This is a genomic window from Chryseobacterium suipulveris, from assembly GCF_022811685.1.
Classification (GTDB): Bacteria; Bacteroidota; Bacteroidia; order Flavobacteriales; family Weeksellaceae; genus Kaistella; species Kaistella suipulveris.
On record NZ_CP094532.1, the window covers coordinates 1514177 to 1529521 of the forward strand.

Sequence of the window (15345 nt, forward strand, 5' to 3'; positions counted from 1 at the left end):
ACAATCTGAAGTTTCCAAACCTATTCAGAAAACTTCCGAACCCATTGCCACAAAGAAAATTCCTTCGAAATTCAGCATTCAGGAGGCACTGAAAAAACCAGTGGAAGAAGAGGAGGAAATCACTTCTGTGAAGGATGAACTTCCTTCCAACCATTTTACGGAAACTGATCTGCAGGAGGAGTGGACGAAATTTCTGGGTGAACTACAGGAAAAAGACACCATTGTTTACAACGCGATCAGTTCCTTCAAATTGACGAAAAAAGACGAAAGCACTGTCGAAATCGTTTATCCGTCAGATTCTGCGAGAAGCGAGTTTGAAAAAATACGTGCGGAATTCTTCAACCATTTTATGCGGAAAGTCAATCATTACAATATCGTAGTGGAGTACCGAAACGATGTTTCCCTGAAAAAAGAAATCATTACCAAGCGAAAGATTTTCGATAAATTTGCCGAGATTAATCCGCTCCTTCGCGAGATGGATGAAATCTTCAAATTTGATCTGAATTAAATTTTACAAGAATCGGCCGTAGTTTTGGCCATATCATCAATGACATTAAATAGTTTAGAAAATAACTGGATTACGGAATTCCCAAAACCTTTAATTATCGCAGGTCCTTGCAGCGCAGAAAGTGAAATGCAGATGCTGGAAACCGCGCAGAGAATAAAAGAAAGCAGCGCCGAAGTTTCACTGTTTCGTGCGGGAATTTGGAAGCCGCGAACCAAGCCGAACGGTTTCGAAGGAGTAGGAGCAATCGGCCTTAAGTGGCTGAAAAAGGTAAAAGACGAATTCGGCTTTAAAACGACGACGGAAGTCGCAAATGCCCATCACGTTGCCGCTGCTCTGGACGCAGATGTAGATGTTTTGTGGATTGGCGCACGTTCCACAGTGAATCCATTTACGGTACAGGAAATTGCTGAAGCATTGAAGGGCACTGAAAAACCTGTTCTTGTTAAAAATCCCGTAAATCCTGATTTGGCATTATGGATCGGCGCACTGGAACGGCTTTTAAGACAGGATGTGAAAAATCTTGGGGCGATTCACCGAGGGTTTTCGACCTATCAGAAAACCAAATACCGTAACAATCCGAACTGGCAAATCGCACTGGATTTCAGAAACCAGTTTCCGCATATTCCGATGATTGTGGATCCGTCGCATATTTGCGGCAACAGAAGGGGATTGGCTGGAATCACTCAGGAAGCTTTAAACCTCGGTTACAACGGAGCGATGATTGAAACGCACTGCAATCCGGACGACGCGTGGAGCGATGCTTCGCAACAGATTACGCCTGAAGTTTTGGCGGAACTGCTCCGAAATCTTCAGATCAGAAAATCCGATATTTCAGGTTTTGATGAAGAAATGGGACGTCACCGAACTTTGATTTCTGATCTCGATTTACAGCTGATTGAGCTTCTCGCGCAAAGAATGAAGATTTCTGAAAAAATTGGGGCATTAAAGAAAGCAAACAGCATCGAAATCTTTCAACCCGAACGCTGGAAAATCATTAACGAATACGCCTCGCAAAAAGCAGAAGAAACAGGGATGTCGCAGGAATTCATCGAGAAAGTTTTCAAGGCGATCCACGAAGAATCGATTGAAATTCAGAATAAGGTTTAGGAAAAGTAAAAAGATAAAAGGCAAAAGACAAAAGGAAAAGGTGCAAAGTAAGTAGGTAAGTTGTTGAAACTTGAAACGCGAAGCATTCACGAACTCCAATAGGATAAATAAATAAAATTGTGAGTAAACTTGAAACTTGAAACCTGGAACTCGGAACTTAAAACCCCAAACCTCAAACTTCAAACATTTAATGAAAGGTCTCATCACAAAATCCACAGGAAGTTGGTACCAGGTTTTGGATTCCGAAACGGGGAAATTCTTCGAGGCCAGAATCCGCGGAAAATTTAAGCTGATAAAAACTCGGCTTACGAATCCGCTTGCTGTGGGAGATCACGTGGAATTTTCCTTGGAACAGGACGATGTCGCATGGATTACTAAAATTGAGCCGCGCAAGAACTACCTGATCCGCAAATCGGTGAACCTTTCGAAGGAAGCGCACATCATTGCTTCCAATATCGATATTGCGTGCTTTATTTTTACGCTGAAACATCCCGAAACTTCGCTTGGTTTTCTCGACCGCTTCCTGGTTTGCTGCGAAGCGTACAACATCAAGCCGCTTATTCTCTTCAACAAAATGGATGTTTTGGATGACGAGGAAAAAGAAATGGTTACCAATATTGAATTACTGTACAACGAACTCGGTTACGATAGTTTGGAGATTTCATCCTATTCAAAATTAAACCTCGAGGTACTGCAGGATATTTTGAAAGACAAAGTTTCGGTGCTGTTCGGACATTCAGGATCTGGGAAATCGACTTTGGTGAATGCTTTACAGCCCGAACTCAATTTGAAAACTTCTGAAATTTCCGAAACCCATTTAAAAGGAAAACATACCACGACTTTTGCGCAGATGCATTTCTGGCATTTCGGGGGAAGTGTGATCGATACTCCTGGAGTCCGCGAATTTGCAATGATTGATGTGGAAAAAGAAGAAATCCAACATTATTTTCCCGAGATTTTCCAAACGGGAAGAAACTGTAAATTCCACAACTGCCTTCATATCAACGAACCGAAATGCGCGGTTCAGGAAAAACTCGAAACGGGCGAGATTCTCGAGTCCCGCTACATTACTTATCTAAAGCTCATGGAAGAGGCAGAAGAGAATACTGCCAAATAAAAAACCCAGCCGAAGCTGGGTAAAAACTAATAACCATGAAAACTCAAATTAAACATGAGAATCGAAAATTAATAAACAATTTCCGTGCCAAAATTAATGGCTCTCTTGAAAAGAATTTCCACTGCAAATATAGGAAAAGTTTTCATATTTTTGCAACACTTTAAAACAAGATATATGTCAGGTAAAATTACATTCACCATGATCAAGCCAGATGCTGTTGCAGATGGTCACATTGGAGCTATTTTGGGGAAGATTGCGGAAGCAGGTTTCAGATTCAAAGCATTGAAACTCACCCAACTCACTGTTGCAGATGCTAAGAAATTCTATGAAGTTCATGCAGAGAGACCATTCTACGGAGAATTGGTTGACTTTATGAGTTCCGGGCCAATCGTTGCTGCAGTTTTGGAAAAGGACAATGCGGTTGAAGATTTCAGAACTTTGATCGGATCTACAAACCCTGCAGATGCTGCGGAAGGAACCATCAGAAAAATGTATGCGAGAAGCGTTGGCGAAAACGCGGTTCATGGTTCAGATTCAGACGAGAACGCACTGATCGAAGCGCAGTTTCATTTCTCAGGAAGAGAGATTTTCTAAGAAGCGTCGCTCAAATATTAATAATGAATCCCGATTTTTGATCGGGATTTATTTTTTTTCATTCTTTAGCGCTTCGCCGAGATCTTCGCTGGCATCCACTTTTGATATAAAGCTTGTAGGTTCATTTTTTTTGTGGATACTTTAAACTTCAAAAATCTAACCAGCAAGCAGGAAAGTGTAAATAAGAAGGGTTTATATAGTCTTTTTTCAAAATATATATACAGACCCTGGTCAGTTACCGGATAAATTAACATCAGGACAAGAACACTCTTGAAGAATGGGTAATATTCTACAATTATGAGTAACCTATTATTTCCTATTTAATTGGTACGATTGCAGACCGACGAAAGTGACACTAATTAAATCGATATAAATACTAATCGCAATTCCTAAAAAAAACCTGAATTCGGGATAAGAAATTGAAATAAAATTTGTACAAAAAAGTAACAATTCGTATAATTAAGTTCTTGATTTTCAAGTATTTAAACGAATTATTACCTATGATTTTGAAAGACCAAATTACAAATATTTTTGTGAGAGTTGATGATTTTTGTAAAGAATTTGAGCAGCATATCAAACAAATGAAGATAGAGGCGCTTCCAGACGGTGTAAAAATAAGAAACAGGCAGGTGGAGCATACCAGACACAGAAGTGTCAATAACTTTATAATGAATATTTTGGGGAGCCTTGCCGCATACTGCTTCTTTCCAAAAAAACCGTCACTCAACCTGCAAAAGGTAAATGACGGTCAATTATTTTTAAACTTTGCTTAACCCGAATTCAGGTTAATTAAGTCAGCAGTTTAAATTGCTTTGTATAATGAGTCCATCATTTGTGGATTAGATTACAGTGGCAAAGAAATTGTATCGCTAAAAATATGTTTCGCAGATTAATAATTCTTATTTTTGTTTATTCTTTTGGGCTAAGTTTCGCTCAGATTTCGAGTGATGCTGTTTTGGGTAAGTGGATGGCGACCGATAAAAGTGTTGCCGTGGAAGTTTTTAAGGTAGACGAAAAGTACAGGGCAAAAGTCATCTGGTTCGACGAGAAATTAGGGAGTGGAAAACCAATGCACGAGAGAATCGACGACGAAAATCCGAATCCGAGTTTGAGAAACAGAAAGATTTTGGGGATGGAAGTGCTGCACGGACTTAGATACGATCCGAAGAATGAAAGTTGGGAAAAAGGCAGGATCTATGACGCCACTTCCGGAAGAACTTGGGATTCATCAGCAAAACTTCATAACGGGATTTTGAAAGTTCGTGGTTTCTGGAAGTTCAAATGGATCGGGAAGTCGCTGGATTTCAAAAAAATAAAAGACGAGAATTACACCAAGAAATAAACTATGAACTTAATTATCCGACTATTGGTAACAGCTGTTGTTGCTTATTTATTGCCCTACGTTCTCAAAGGAATCAGTTTTGATGGATTTTCAACTGCGGTTGTTTTCTCCATTGTTTTGGCGGTTTTGAACCTGATTGTAAAACCGATTCTCTCTATTCTTGGATTGCCTTTGACGATTATCACACTCGGACTTTTCTCATTGGTTATCAATGCGGTGATCATCCTTTTGGCTGCGAAATTTGTCAGCGGAATGCATGTTGACGGATTTTGGTGGGCATTAATTTTCAGCATCGCGCTTTCTATCATCACTTCGCTGCTGAACGGTATTTTTACTTCCGATTAAGTATGAACTTTAAGATAAAAATAACCCCTTTCGATAATTTTCGGAAGGGGTTAGTTAATTATTGAAAGCGACTTACTTCTTGATAAAACGCAGGTAGTGATTCACTTTCTCAGAACTTTTCAGCCGAAGGTAATAGACTCCGCTTTTCAATTTTGAAACATTGATGTTGTTTCCTTCAAGCTGACTTTGTGAGAGTATTCTTCCAGATTCATCCAGGATTTCATAGCCAGAAAATTTGATGTCCGAACTGATCTTCAGGAATTCTTGAACCGGATTTGGGAAAACTTTGATGGCGGCAACTTTACCCTGTATTTCAGACGAGTTCAAAAGACAAGCAGGTGGATTTGTGATCATGCCGTTGCTATAATCGTAGAAAATATTTTCTGAAAAAAGGAAACCGGGAGTGCTTTGATAATTCTGCGACCATGGAATGCAATTGTTGAAACTGATATATCCCACCGCAAATGGAATTGGAACAGTTTTCCATCCTTCGCAAGCATCGTCCATTACCGGTCCTCCCGACATATCTAAATCCAATAATGTTCTGGGCTCTACAATAGCTCGATTACCACACGAGAGATTCCAGCTTGAAGGTGGTTTGAAGAATGCTTTCGGCATGCTGTAACTGCCGATATAGTAAGTCATCGTCTCAACCGGAGTCGGTGTTCCATTTCGAACCGCAAAAGCTTTGAAAGTGGTTTGTGTCGAAATAGGAACTTCAACAGAATTCGTTGCGGATGGTGAGTTCAGAGTTGGTTCAGATCCGTCCGTGGTGTAGTAGATCACACTTGTTGGAGTGTTAGAAATCGTTACGGTCATCGGTCCGCTTGACCATCCTTCGTAAGGTGCAAAGAATGTACCTTGCGAAAATAGCGTCATCGGAAAAAATAATCCCATCAAGAAAAGTAGAAATTTTTTCATAACGTCAGTTTTATTATGCTAAAGATACAAAAAAACCATTCCGCTTTCCTTTTACAATTAAAATCAATAATTTTGGTGCAAATAACTAGATTTAAATGAAACTAAAAACAGTTTTAATTGCCACTGCAACGCCGTTTCTTATGAATGCACAGAACGTAATGACTCCCGAAATCCTGTGGACACTCAACCGGATTGGTGTTTCGGCAGTTTCACCAGATCACTCGTCGGTCATCTATAAAGTGAGTAAAACCGATCTGAAAACAGAAAAATCTAACAGTGAAAATTATTTTCTGAACCTCAAAAACAATATTCCGGCAGGAATTGATCTGGGTAAGAAATCAATCGTTCAGTGGGATAAGAACGGGCTTTATGCGCAGGAAGGAGAAAAGATCTACCTTTCCAAAGATTCAGGGAAAACCTGGACAGAATTCTACACCATCGGTGAAGCCGACAATATTATCATTTCTCCGGACGGGAAGAAAATTGCCTTCAGCAAAGAAGTTCAGATGGAAAAAATCTTGGGAAAAGACAAGTATAAAGACACCCCGAAATCTACTGCTCAAATCTACACTGACCTGAACCATCGTCATTGGGATACGTGGAATACTGGGAAATATAATCACGTGTTTGTTGTGAATGTTTCGGAGAACGTTTCTGCAGCAAAAGATTTATTGGAGGGGAAAATTTGGGATTCCCCACTGAAACCTTTCGGCGGAAGCGAAGATTTCGTGTGGAGCCCGGATTCGTCACAATTGCTTTATGTGGTGAAACCAAAATCAGGAAAAGAATATGTGACATCGACCAACACTGATATTTTCGCTTATGACTTGGCGACAGGAACCACCAAAAATTTAACCGAAGAAAATAAGGGATACGACAATAATCCTGTATTTAGTCCCGATGGGAAATTTCTGTTGTACACCTCGATGAAGAGAGACGGTTTCGAAGCCGACAAAAACGACATTAAAATCATCAACTGGAAAACCGGTGCAAAAATTAACCTTACCGCAAACTGGGACGAAAGCGTTTCGGGAGGAATTAGCTGGAGCGAAGATTCAAAAATGATCTATTTCTCTTCCGCTTTCCGTGGAACAAAACAGCTTTTTTCATTAAACCCGAACAACGGCAAAATCACGCAGATTACCAAAGGTGACTTCGATGTGAACGATATTTATTTCGCAGGCAAAAGTTCTGCGCTGGTTTCAAGAACGGATATGAACCACAATGCCGATCTTTATTCGGTTAACCTGAAAAGTGGAGTAATGGCGAAAGTGACCGACGTGAACCAAGAAAATTACGCGAAAATCACGTCATCAAAAACTGAACTGAAAATGGTGAAAACCACCGACGGCAAAGAAATGGGAGTTTGGTTCGTGTACCCGCCGAATTTTGATCCCGCCAAGAAATATCCTACGCTGCTTTATTGTCAAGGAGGGCCGCAATCCGCACTCACACAGTTTTTCAGTACAAGATGGAATTTGGCATTAATGGCTGCAAACGGCTACATCGTGGTCGCACCAAACCGAAGAGGAATGCCTGGATGGGGAACCGAATGGAATGAAGCCATCTCTAAAGATTGGGGAGGACAGCCGATTCGTGATTATCTTTCTGCAACGGATTTTGCAAAAACTTTACCTTATGTAGATGGAGACAGAATGGGAGCAGTCGGCGCAAGCTACGGCGGATACAGCGTTTTGATGCTTGCAGGAGTTCACGGGAACCGTTTCAAAACCTTTATTTCTCATAACGGACTATTCGATATGAAATCCTGGTACGGAACTACGGAAGAATTGTTCTTTGCCAACTGGGACATTGGCGCACCGTGGGACAAGCCGACTCCGAAAGCGTACACCGAATTCAACCCAAGTAACTTTACCGATAAATGGAATGCACCATTAATGATTATTCAGGGAGGTTTAGATTTTAGAGTTCCTTATGAACAGGGAAATCAGGCATTTCAAACTGCAAGATTAAAAGGATTGAAATCGAAATTCCTTTACTATCCAAACGAAAATCACTGGGTTCTGAAACCGCACAACGGTCTGGTTTGGCAAAGAGAATTTTTCGATTGGCTGAAGGAAACTTTATAGTAATGATACCGTAATTTTGAAAAAATACAAGCAGTCGTATGATCGGCTGCTTTTTTTTCTATTCATAAAATACTGCTTGAAACTCATTTTTTATATTTTTGTACAAATAAAACTTAACTATGGCTGAATTAGAAGTAGCAAAATCTACCAAAAAAATCTTTACCACAGCAAAATCCAAAGAGCATTCGCTTTGGGAGAAAATTAAAAAAATAGGGATGGAAGTTGCGATTATCGTTTTTGCGGTTTCACTTTCCATTGGATTACACAGCTGGAGTGAGGCAAGACATGAACAAAATGAAGTAAAAGTTTTTCTCGAAGGTTTGAGAAATGATCTGCAAAAAGACAGACAGGAAATGTTGGGAGATATAGAAGCATATGAAAACCAGAAAAAGGCATTTAATTATCTTTCACAAATTCCCAAGGGAACACAAGCTGATTCCGACAGCATAAATGCACACTCCAAATATTTTTATAGTTTTACCGGCTACGGCGGAAATACAGGCAGGTACGAAGGGTTCAAGTCATCGGGAAAGATCGGGTATATCGAAAACGATTCGCTGCTCAACAATATTTTGGATCTGTACGAAGAAAAAATTCCTATACTTACGATTTCTACAGATTTTTATAAAAATCAAAAGATTCGCTTTGCAGAATATATTACCGAAAATACAGTGGATTACCCTGAAGGCAATTTAACGCAGGTTTTGGCATCCGATCCGGTGAAAAACCGAAGCAATATTTATTTGAGTTCCGTTAATCAGATTATTGATAATTACAGGAAATGTGTTTCCAAAATTGATATTATTATCGAACAGATTGACAAGGAGCATCCAAAAAAGCATTAAAAAATGGTCGGGAAACTTCCTGACCATTTTTTTAAACTTAAAGTTGAACCCTGATCTTGAATCCGGTGTTGAGTTTCATTTTAATTACGTCGGTTGATGGTCGGCTCGCCATCACTTCGATAATCAGTGAATTTTTGTTGGTTCGGAAGTAGTCAATCAATTCTGCATCGTTTGATGAGAAGGTAATGCTGTTCGGATTGGTGTTGTTCTGTACCGAAGCTATGAGCTTTTCTGGCTGATTGGGCGACTTAATGTATAAATTGGCGTTCTTAATCACATCCAGTTTGTTCCCAAGTTGTGAACTTACATACTCAACGGTTAGTGCATTAAGCTTTACCGATTTCAGATTATTGATCGAAAAATTCTGATTTTGTTCTTTGATTTTGGCATCAAGATCAATATTCATCTCCAGTTCAGGAGCTCGTGTATAAGAAGTTGTGCTTACCGCGGCAAACGGAACCTCTATTGTCGTACTAAAAGGTACATCAAACGGTGGGAGCACGTCCAAAACGGTATTTACAACATCTCGGCAACTGCTCACAATAAACAGGAAAAGCATTCCTGTAAGTAACGTTAATTTTTTCATAGGGTTATTCTTTAATGTTTTTTTATTTGCAGTAATTGTACCAAAAATTATTATTTGGTATTTTTGTTTGAATACAAAATTAACAAAAAAAACGCTTTGAAAAATATTTTTATTCTGATTTCTGTTTTGTTAGGACATTTTACGTTTTCCCAAGTGTATTCTTTTGATTTTTTAACAAAATATGTTTTAAAAAGTGCCGATTTAAAGCATCAGGAAACAAGGGAAATCGTAACTTATTTCAATACCGATGATTTTTCTTATTACCTGAAAATCGGTGGTGAGGGAAAACAGCTTACAGCGCATCTTTATGATATGAATTCACATAAAGTTTATCACTTTACAGTTTTGCAGTCAGGAACTGGGAATGACGTACAATTTCAATTCAAATACGTAGATTCCAGCTACAACCCCTTTTCCGACAGAAAACCAGAGAAGCTTCATTTCGCTTTTGTTCAGGACATTAATTCTCCTCAAAATGGCACCATTAATATATATACTTCCGCTAAGAAGAAAAAACTGATAAGCAGCACCGAAATCACATTCGCCAAAGCCAATAAAAATCTCTTTCCAATTTTTCGCGCCATTGCTATTCATCCTTATCATTTTGATAAAAAGATGGATATACAAGGAAATCATATTGTTAAGTTTGGGAAATTCAACAACGGAAAAATCATTTGCTTTTACCATCTTGAAGAATACAAGAATGTGGAACTCCATCTGGAAATTCCCAAATAATTAAATCACGCTGGCTTCTGAATTTTCAGCCACTTGACAAACCCTTTTTGATGTTGTATATTTGCAGTCCGAAAATTTTGAGGTTTTCGGACATTACACTTCTTAAAATTCTTTCTCGAAAATTTCTTTAACCCCGTCCCTAAAGGGAGGGAAATTTCCTTGAGAATTTAAAAGCAGTAAATCATTTTTAAACCGTAATTTAAAAAATCTTTAATGAAGACATCCGATTTTAATTTCCACTTGCCTGAAGAACTATTGGCAGAACACCCAAGTGAACACCGAGACGAGGCAAAACTGATGGTCCTCCACAGAAAGGATCAAACCATCGAACACAAATTGTTCAAAGACGTCGTAGATTATTTCGATGAGCACGACCTCTTTATCTTTAACAATACCAAAGTTTTCCCTGCGCGTCTTTACGGAAACAAAGAAAAAACGGGTGCGAAAATCGAAGTTTTCCTTTTGAGGGAACTCGACAAGGAAACCAGAGTTTGGGACGTGTTGGTAGATCCTGCAAGAAAAATAAGAATCGGAAACAAACTGTTTTTCACTGAAGACGAATCCTTGGTTGCGGAAGTAATCGACAACACCACTTCCAGAGGAAGAACTTTGAGGTTCCTCTACGACGGTTCTTACGAAGAGTTCCGTGCAAAGCTGAAAGAATTGGGAGAAACTCCGCTACCGAAATACATCAAAAGATCTGTAGAACCAGAAGATGCAGAACGTTACCAAACGATTTATGCAAAACACGAAGGTGCAGTTGCAGCTCCGACTGCAGGTTTACATTTTTCAAGACATTTGATGAAGCGTCTCGAAATCAAGGGAATCGACTTCGCAGAAATTACGCTGCACGTTGGTTTGGGAACTTTCAACCCGATCGAAGTTGAAGACCTCTCCAAACACAAAATGGAATCGGAAGAAGCCATCATCGACCAAAAAAACGCAGATATCATCAATAAAGCAGTAGAAGAAAAACGCCGAGTTTGCGCCGTTGGAACCACCACGATGAGAGCTTTGGAAACCTCCGTTTCATCCAACAAAAAAATCGGACCTTATCACGGTTGGACGAACAAGTTCATTTTCCCGCCACACGATTTTGGAGTTGCCAATGCAATGATCACGAATTTCCACACCCCGAAATCAACCTTATTAATGATGATCGCGGCATTCGCAGGAAAAGATTTCGTGATGCATGCTTACGAAGAAGCCATCAAGAATGAATATAAGTTTTATTCTTATGGGGATGCAATGCTAATTCTTTAGTAAGAGCCAAGGAAAAAGAGCCAAGAGCCATCAACATCGCTTGGCGCAAATTACGAAGAGTCACAAGCAGGATCTTCAAGACCAGATTTTAGGAATAAAGTTAAAATTGCTTTACGTGAAACGCGGGAATCAAATTATTGGTTACGTGTGATAAAAGCGTTAGACGATATTCAATCTGATGAACTTGAAAGACTATTAAAAGAAAGTTTTGAATTAAAAAATATTTCTGCAGCTATAGTAAACAATACCAAACTTTAAAGATTATTAATTGCCGGGTTTAGTTAAAGCAATTTTACAATGACGGATTATTTTCTCGAATGTAACTTGGCTCTTGGCTCTTTTTCCTTGGCTCTTTTCCCTTGGCTCTTGGCTCTTTATAAAATGAAAGACATCCGCACTCTATCTCTGGAACAACTCAAAGACTATTTCGTCACCATTGGCGAAAAGCCATTTCGTGCGAAACAGGTTTATGACTGGATCTGGAGCAAGAACCTGCATTCCATCGACGAGATGACCAATCTCTCCAAGGATTTGCGCGATAAAATTTCTCAGGAATTTGAAATCAATCCCGTTTCTGTTGACCAACTGCAAAAATCAAAAGACGGAACGATTAAGAATGGGGTAAAGCTCCACGACGGACTTTTGGTGGAATCTGTTTTGATTCCAACAGAAACCAGAACGACGGCGTGTGTTTCTTCGCAAGTCGGCTGTTCGCTGAACTGCGAATTCTGCGCAACCGCCAAACTCAAAAGAATGCGAAACCTGGAAGTTGCAGAAATTGTGGACCAGGTTGCACTCATCGATCGGCAAAGCAAAATGTATTTCGACCGACCGCTTTCCAACATCGTTTTTATGGGAATGGGTGAGCCGATGATGAACTACAAAAACGTGGTTGAAGCGATTCGGAAAATCACGAAACCTGAAGGTTTGGGAATGTCGCCGCGAAGGATTACTGTTTCCACTTCCGGTATTCCGAAGATGATCAAAATGTTGGCGGATGAAGATTTGAAGGTGAAACTGGCGCTTTCGCTGCATTCAGCGATTGAGAAGACGCGAAACGAAATTATGCCTTTTTCGGAGAAATTTCCATTGACCGAAATTATGGAATCGCTACAGTATTGGTACGAAAAAACTGGAAACGTCATCACTTTCGAATACTGCGTTTGGGGCGGAATTAATGATGACGACGAACATATTAAGGCATTAATCAAGTTCTGTCGAAAAGTTCCGAGCAAGGTCAATCTCATCCAATATAATCCAATTGGTGAAGGAAAATTTGACCACCGAAGCATTAAAGCCGAAGAAAAATATGTCCGTGAATTGACCAAAGCAGGAGTTACCGTGATGGTGCGCCGAAGCAGAGGAGGAGACATCGACGCCGCTTGCGGACAGTTGGCGAACAAAACTGCGGAATAAACTTCTGAACAAATCTGCAGCAATCGAATTTCAGTTTGTTCTCAGTTGTAAACTCTTATTTACCATCCACGATAAATTTTGTATTTTTGAACGTAAATCTTATCGAAAATGCGAACCATAAAAGTAAGATATCGAACACGAAAACAGCTTTCAACACCAAAAAAAGTATTGGAGGCACTCGACTTTGAAATAGAGGAGGACTTCCAGATTCCAAGTCCAAGCGGCGACAAATGGTTTGAAAATCCTGAAAACCTGAAGCTCATCGACAAAGGAATAAGTGATTTGAAAGAAGGTCGGAAAACTATATTCACGAAAGAACTTCAAAAAGAACTGTTGGGATTATGACCTTCGAATTGGTAATATCTGATGAAGCAAAAGCTCATTTAAAACTCCACAGAAAGTCGGGTCAAAAATTACTTCTGCAAAAAATTGACAGAATCTTTGACGAGCTTCGAGTTACACCTTATTTATCAGGTTTTTGAACAACAAGTTCTCGTTGAAGTAATCGCTGCAAATGGTCATTATGACGACAGATAAATGAAGAAATTACTTTTCTTTTTCCTGCTATTTTTTTCCAGTTCGGTTTTTCGCAACAAGCCGATTTTCTGAAAATACACCGATACAAAGTTTCCACTTTGAGTGATTCGCTTCGGGAAACTTCTGGTCTCAATTTCTTTAAAGACCAACTTTACACTTTCAATGACGGTGGAAATACTTCCGAGATTTTTGAGGTCGATAAAATTTCCGGGAAGATATTGAATGTTATCAAATCAAATCTTGAGAACAAAGACTGGGAAGCAATTACCAGCGATTCTGTAAATGTATATGTCGGCGATTTCGGCAACAATTTGGGAACGAGAAAGGATCTGAAAATCTACAAGATTCCTTTGAATGATGCGCCAAAAAAAGATTCCATTCAGACAATTCCGTTTTTCTATCCCGAACAAAAAGATTTTACTCCCAAAAACATTAACAACGATTTCGATGCGGAAGCGATGATTTTCCTCAATGGAAAAATCCACCTTTTTACCAAAGAGTGGGTTTCAAGAGCGACTTCGCATTACATCATTAATCCGGAAATTAATGAAAACCAACCTGCGCAAAAAGTGGAAACTTTTCCGACTGGTTTTATGGTGACCGACGCTTCGTATTTTCAGGGTAAACTTTATTTGGTGGGCTATACCAAAAAGACAGAAGTTTTTCTTTCCATTTTTAATGAAACAGAATCTGGAATTTTCTTTCAAGAAAAACCGAAGAAATATTTCCTTGGATCAGCTTTATCTATCGGACAAATCGAAGGAATTGCAGTAAATGAAAATGGGATCTTTATTTCAGGTGAAGAATTCCGTTCACCGTTCGGTAAAGTTCCGCAAAGCTTTTATTTTATTCCTAAAAAAGCGCTGGATTAGACAGGAAGTTTATTCGTAACTCTCCCTATTTTTAATTATATTTGTCCACCAAATTACTTATCACTCATCACCATCACTCATAACAAGTGGCGAATATTGTAGAAGAAATCAAGAAACCGATTACATCTGAAATGAAACTTTTTGAACAGAAGTTTTATGAATCGATGCAGAGCAATGTTCCGCTATTGGACAAAGTCACCCGATTTATCGTAACCACAAAAGGAAAACAGATGCGACCGATGTTTGTTTTTCTGTGTTCGAAACTCGTGGGAAACGTCAATGAAAAATCTTTTCGCGGTGCATCGATGATCGAGCTGATCCATACCGCAACTTTGGTGCACGACGATGTGGTGGATGAAAGTTTCAAGAGACGTAATTTCTTCTCTATCAACGCTTTGTGGAAAAACAAGATTGCGGTTTTAGTAGGAGATTATCTTCTTTCGAAAGCAGTTTTGCTTTCTACCGACCACAAGGATTTTGATTTGCTCGCAGTGATTTCTAGAACAATCCGTGAAATGGCGGAAGGTGAATTGCTTCAATTGGAAAAAGCACGTAAACTGGACATTACCGAGGATGTTTATTACGAAATCATCCGACAGAAAACGGCGACGCTCATCGCGGCGTGTTGTGAAATCGGTGTGCTTTCTAACGGTGCCGATGAAAATTTGGCCAAGAAAATGAAGGAGTTCGGAACCTATACCGGAATGGCTTTCCAGATCAAGGACGACCTTTTCGATTACCTGACTTCAAACATTATCGGAAAACCTGTGGGAATCGACATCAAAGAGCAGAAAATGACTTTGCCGCTGATTCACACGCTGAAAACTTCCAAAGAGAAAGACCGCAAATATTACTACGACACGATCAAGCGCTACAACAACAATACGAAACGGGTGAAAGAACTGGTGGAGTTCGTGAAAAAATCTGGCGGATTGGATTACGCAATCGGTGTGATGAAGGATTATCAGCAAAAAGCCAAAAACATCCTCGACGAATTCCCAGATTCCGACGCGAAACAGTCGCTCCATCTAATGCTGGATTACGTGATTGAAAGGAAGTTCTAAAAC

At 39.5% G+C, this 15345-nt stretch carries 16 protein-coding genes and 2 pseudogenes; 16 read left to right on the plus strand and 2 right to left on the minus strand.

Annotated features, from left to right (window positions below; all coding sequences use genetic code 11):
* Window positions 1–100 precede the first annotated feature (100 nt).
* The 7 genes and pseudogenes from MTP09_RS07200 (at window position 101) to MTP09_RS07230 (ending at window position 5013) form a co-directional block, all read left to right on the plus strand.
* A complete protein-coding gene (locus tag MTP09_RS07200; protein WP_243551546.1) occupies window positions 101–508 on the plus strand; it encodes a hypothetical protein in 408 nt (135 codons plus the stop codon).
* A gap of 39 nt (window positions 509–547) precedes the next feature.
* Window positions 548–1615 carry a chorismate mutase gene (locus tag MTP09_RS07205; protein WP_243551548.1) on the plus strand — a complete coding sequence of 356 codons (1068 nt, stop codon included), beginning with the start codon at window positions 548–550 and terminating at the stop codon, window positions 1613–1615.
* Window positions 1616–1805: 190 nt separating this feature from the next.
* Complete coding sequence (gene rsgA, locus MTP09_RS07210; RefSeq protein ID WP_243551550.1) at window positions 1806–2732, plus strand: ribosome small subunit-dependent GTPase A; 927 nt, start codon at window positions 1806–1808, stop codon at window positions 2730–2732.
* Window positions 2733–2906: 174 nt separating this feature from the next.
* Complete coding sequence (locus tag MTP09_RS07215; RefSeq protein WP_243551552.1) at window positions 2907–3326, plus strand: nucleoside-diphosphate kinase; 420 nt, start codon at window positions 2907–2909, stop codon at window positions 3324–3326.
* Between the two features lie 626 nt (window positions 3327–3952).
* Window positions 3953–4099: pseudogene (locus MTP09_RS07220) on the plus strand (IS982 family transposase); the annotation flags it as partial.
* A gap of 104 nt (window positions 4100–4203) precedes the next feature.
* Entirely contained in the window at window positions 4204–4668 is a 465-nt protein-coding gene (locus MTP09_RS07225; protein ID WP_243551554.1) for a DUF2147 domain-containing protein, read from the plus strand.
* A 3-nt stretch (window positions 4669–4671) separates the two neighbouring features.
* Complete coding sequence (locus MTP09_RS07230) at window positions 4672–5013, plus strand: phage holin family protein (protein ID WP_243551556.1); 342 nt, start codon at window positions 4672–4674, stop codon at window positions 5011–5013.
* Window positions 5014–5085: 72 nt separating this feature from the next.
* Here the strand turns inward: MTP09_RS07230 and MTP09_RS07235 are convergent, their stop codons facing one another.
* Window positions 5086–5934 carry a chitobiase/beta-hexosaminidase C-terminal domain-containing protein gene (locus tag MTP09_RS07235; RefSeq protein WP_243547467.1) on the minus strand — a complete coding sequence of 283 codons (849 nt, stop codon included), beginning with the start codon at window positions 5932–5934 and terminating at the stop codon, window positions 5086–5088.
* A gap of 95 nt (window positions 5935–6029) precedes the next feature.
* On the opposite strand from MTP09_RS07235, the gene MTP09_RS07240 reads away from it, so the two are divergent.
* Complete coding sequence (locus MTP09_RS07240) at window positions 6030–8024, plus strand: S9 family peptidase (RefSeq protein WP_243547469.1); 1995 nt, start codon at window positions 6030–6032, stop codon at window positions 8022–8024.
* Between the two features lie 119 nt (window positions 8025–8143).
* Window positions 8144–8869, plus strand: coding sequence for a DUF6090 family protein (locus tag MTP09_RS07245; RefSeq protein ID WP_243547471.1), 726 nt, complete (start codon window positions 8144–8146; stop codon window positions 8867–8869).
* A gap of 37 nt (window positions 8870–8906) precedes the next feature.
* On the opposite strand, the gene MTP09_RS07250 is transcribed toward MTP09_RS07245, so the two are convergent.
* Window positions 8907–9455: a hypothetical protein gene (locus tag MTP09_RS07250; RefSeq protein ID WP_243547473.1), complete on the minus strand. Its 549-nt coding sequence runs from the start codon at window positions 9453–9455 to the stop codon at window positions 8907–8909.
* 96 nt (window positions 9456–9551) lie between these two features.
* Between MTP09_RS07250 and MTP09_RS07255 the strand changes: the two genes are divergently transcribed.
* The 7 genes and pseudogenes from MTP09_RS07255 to MTP09_RS07285 all read left to right on the plus strand — a co-directional run bounded on the left by MTP09_RS07255 (window position 9552) and on the right by MTP09_RS07285 (window position 15342).
* Window positions 9552–10190, plus strand: coding sequence for a hypothetical protein (locus MTP09_RS07255; RefSeq protein ID WP_243547475.1), 639 nt, complete (start codon window positions 9552–9554; stop codon window positions 10188–10190).
* Between the two features lie 213 nt (window positions 10191–10403).
* Window positions 10404–11453, plus strand: coding sequence for a tRNA preQ1(34) S-adenosylmethionine ribosyltransferase-isomerase QueA (queA, locus tag MTP09_RS07260; protein WP_243547477.1), 1050 nt, complete (start codon window positions 10404–10406; stop codon window positions 11451–11453).
* Between the two features lie 90 nt (window positions 11454–11543).
* Window positions 11544–11711 (plus strand): annotated as a pseudogene (locus MTP09_RS07265) (four helix bundle protein); the annotation flags it as partial.
* Between the two features lie 123 nt (window positions 11712–11834).
* A complete protein-coding gene (rlmN, locus tag MTP09_RS07270) occupies window positions 11835–12869 on the plus strand; it encodes a 23S rRNA (adenine(2503)-C(2))-methyltransferase RlmN (protein ID WP_243547479.1) in 1035 nt (344 codons plus the stop codon).
* A 108-nt stretch (window positions 12870–12977) separates the two neighbouring features.
* Window positions 12978–13214 (plus strand): hypothetical protein, encoded by a 237-nt coding sequence (locus tag MTP09_RS07275; protein WP_243547482.1) that lies wholly within the window; start codon window positions 12978–12980, stop codon window positions 13212–13214.
* A gap of 290 nt (window positions 13215–13504) precedes the next feature.
* Window positions 13505–14278, plus strand: a complete 774-nt coding sequence (locus MTP09_RS07280) for a hypothetical protein (RefSeq protein WP_243547484.1) — start codon at window positions 13505–13507, stop codon at window positions 14276–14278.
* An 86-nt stretch (window positions 14279–14364) separates the two neighbouring features.
* Complete coding sequence (locus tag MTP09_RS07285; protein WP_243547486.1) at window positions 14365–15342, plus strand: polyprenyl synthetase family protein; 978 nt, start codon at window positions 14365–14367, stop codon at window positions 15340–15342.
* Window positions 15343–15345 lie beyond the last annotated feature (3 nt).

Coding starts and splice junctions, on each gene's coding strand:
- rlmN (WP_243547479.1), top strand. CDS start 11,835: ATGAAAGACATCCGCACTCTATCTCTGGAACAACTCAAAGACTATTTC.
- MTP09_RS07225 (WP_243551554.1), top strand. CDS start 4,204: ATGTTTCGCAGATTAATAATTCTTATTTTTGTTTATTCTTTTGGGCTA.
- MTP09_RS07235 (WP_243547467.1), bottom strand. CDS start 5,934: ATGAAAAAATTTCTACTTTTCTTGATGGGATTATTTTTTCCGATGACG.
- MTP09_RS07205 (WP_243551548.1), top strand. CDS start 548: ATGACATTAAATAGTTTAGAAAATAACTGGATTACGGAATTCCCAAAA.
- MTP09_RS07245 (WP_243547471.1), top strand. CDS start 8,144: ATGGCTGAATTAGAAGTAGCAAAATCTACCAAAAAAATCTTTACCACA.
- MTP09_RS07215 (WP_243551552.1), top strand. CDS start 2,907: ATGTCAGGTAAAATTACATTCACCATGATCAAGCCAGATGCTGTTGCA.
- MTP09_RS07250 (WP_243547473.1), bottom strand. CDS start 9,455: ATGAAAAAATTAACGTTACTTACAGGAATGCTTTTCCTGTTTATTGTG.
- queA (WP_243547477.1), top strand. CDS start 10,404: ATGAAGACATCCGATTTTAATTTCCACTTGCCTGAAGAACTATTGGCA.
- MTP09_RS07275 (WP_243547482.1), top strand. CDS start 12,978: ATGCGAACCATAAAAGTAAGATATCGAACACGAAAACAGCTTTCAACA.
- MTP09_RS07240 (WP_243547469.1), top strand. CDS start 6,030: ATGAAACTAAAAACAGTTTTAATTGCCACTGCAACGCCGTTTCTTATG.
- rsgA (WP_243551550.1), top strand. CDS start 1,806: ATGAAAGGTCTCATCACAAAATCCACAGGAAGTTGGTACCAGGTTTTG.
- MTP09_RS07230 (WP_243551556.1), top strand. CDS start 4,672: ATGAACTTAATTATCCGACTATTGGTAACAGCTGTTGTTGCTTATTTA.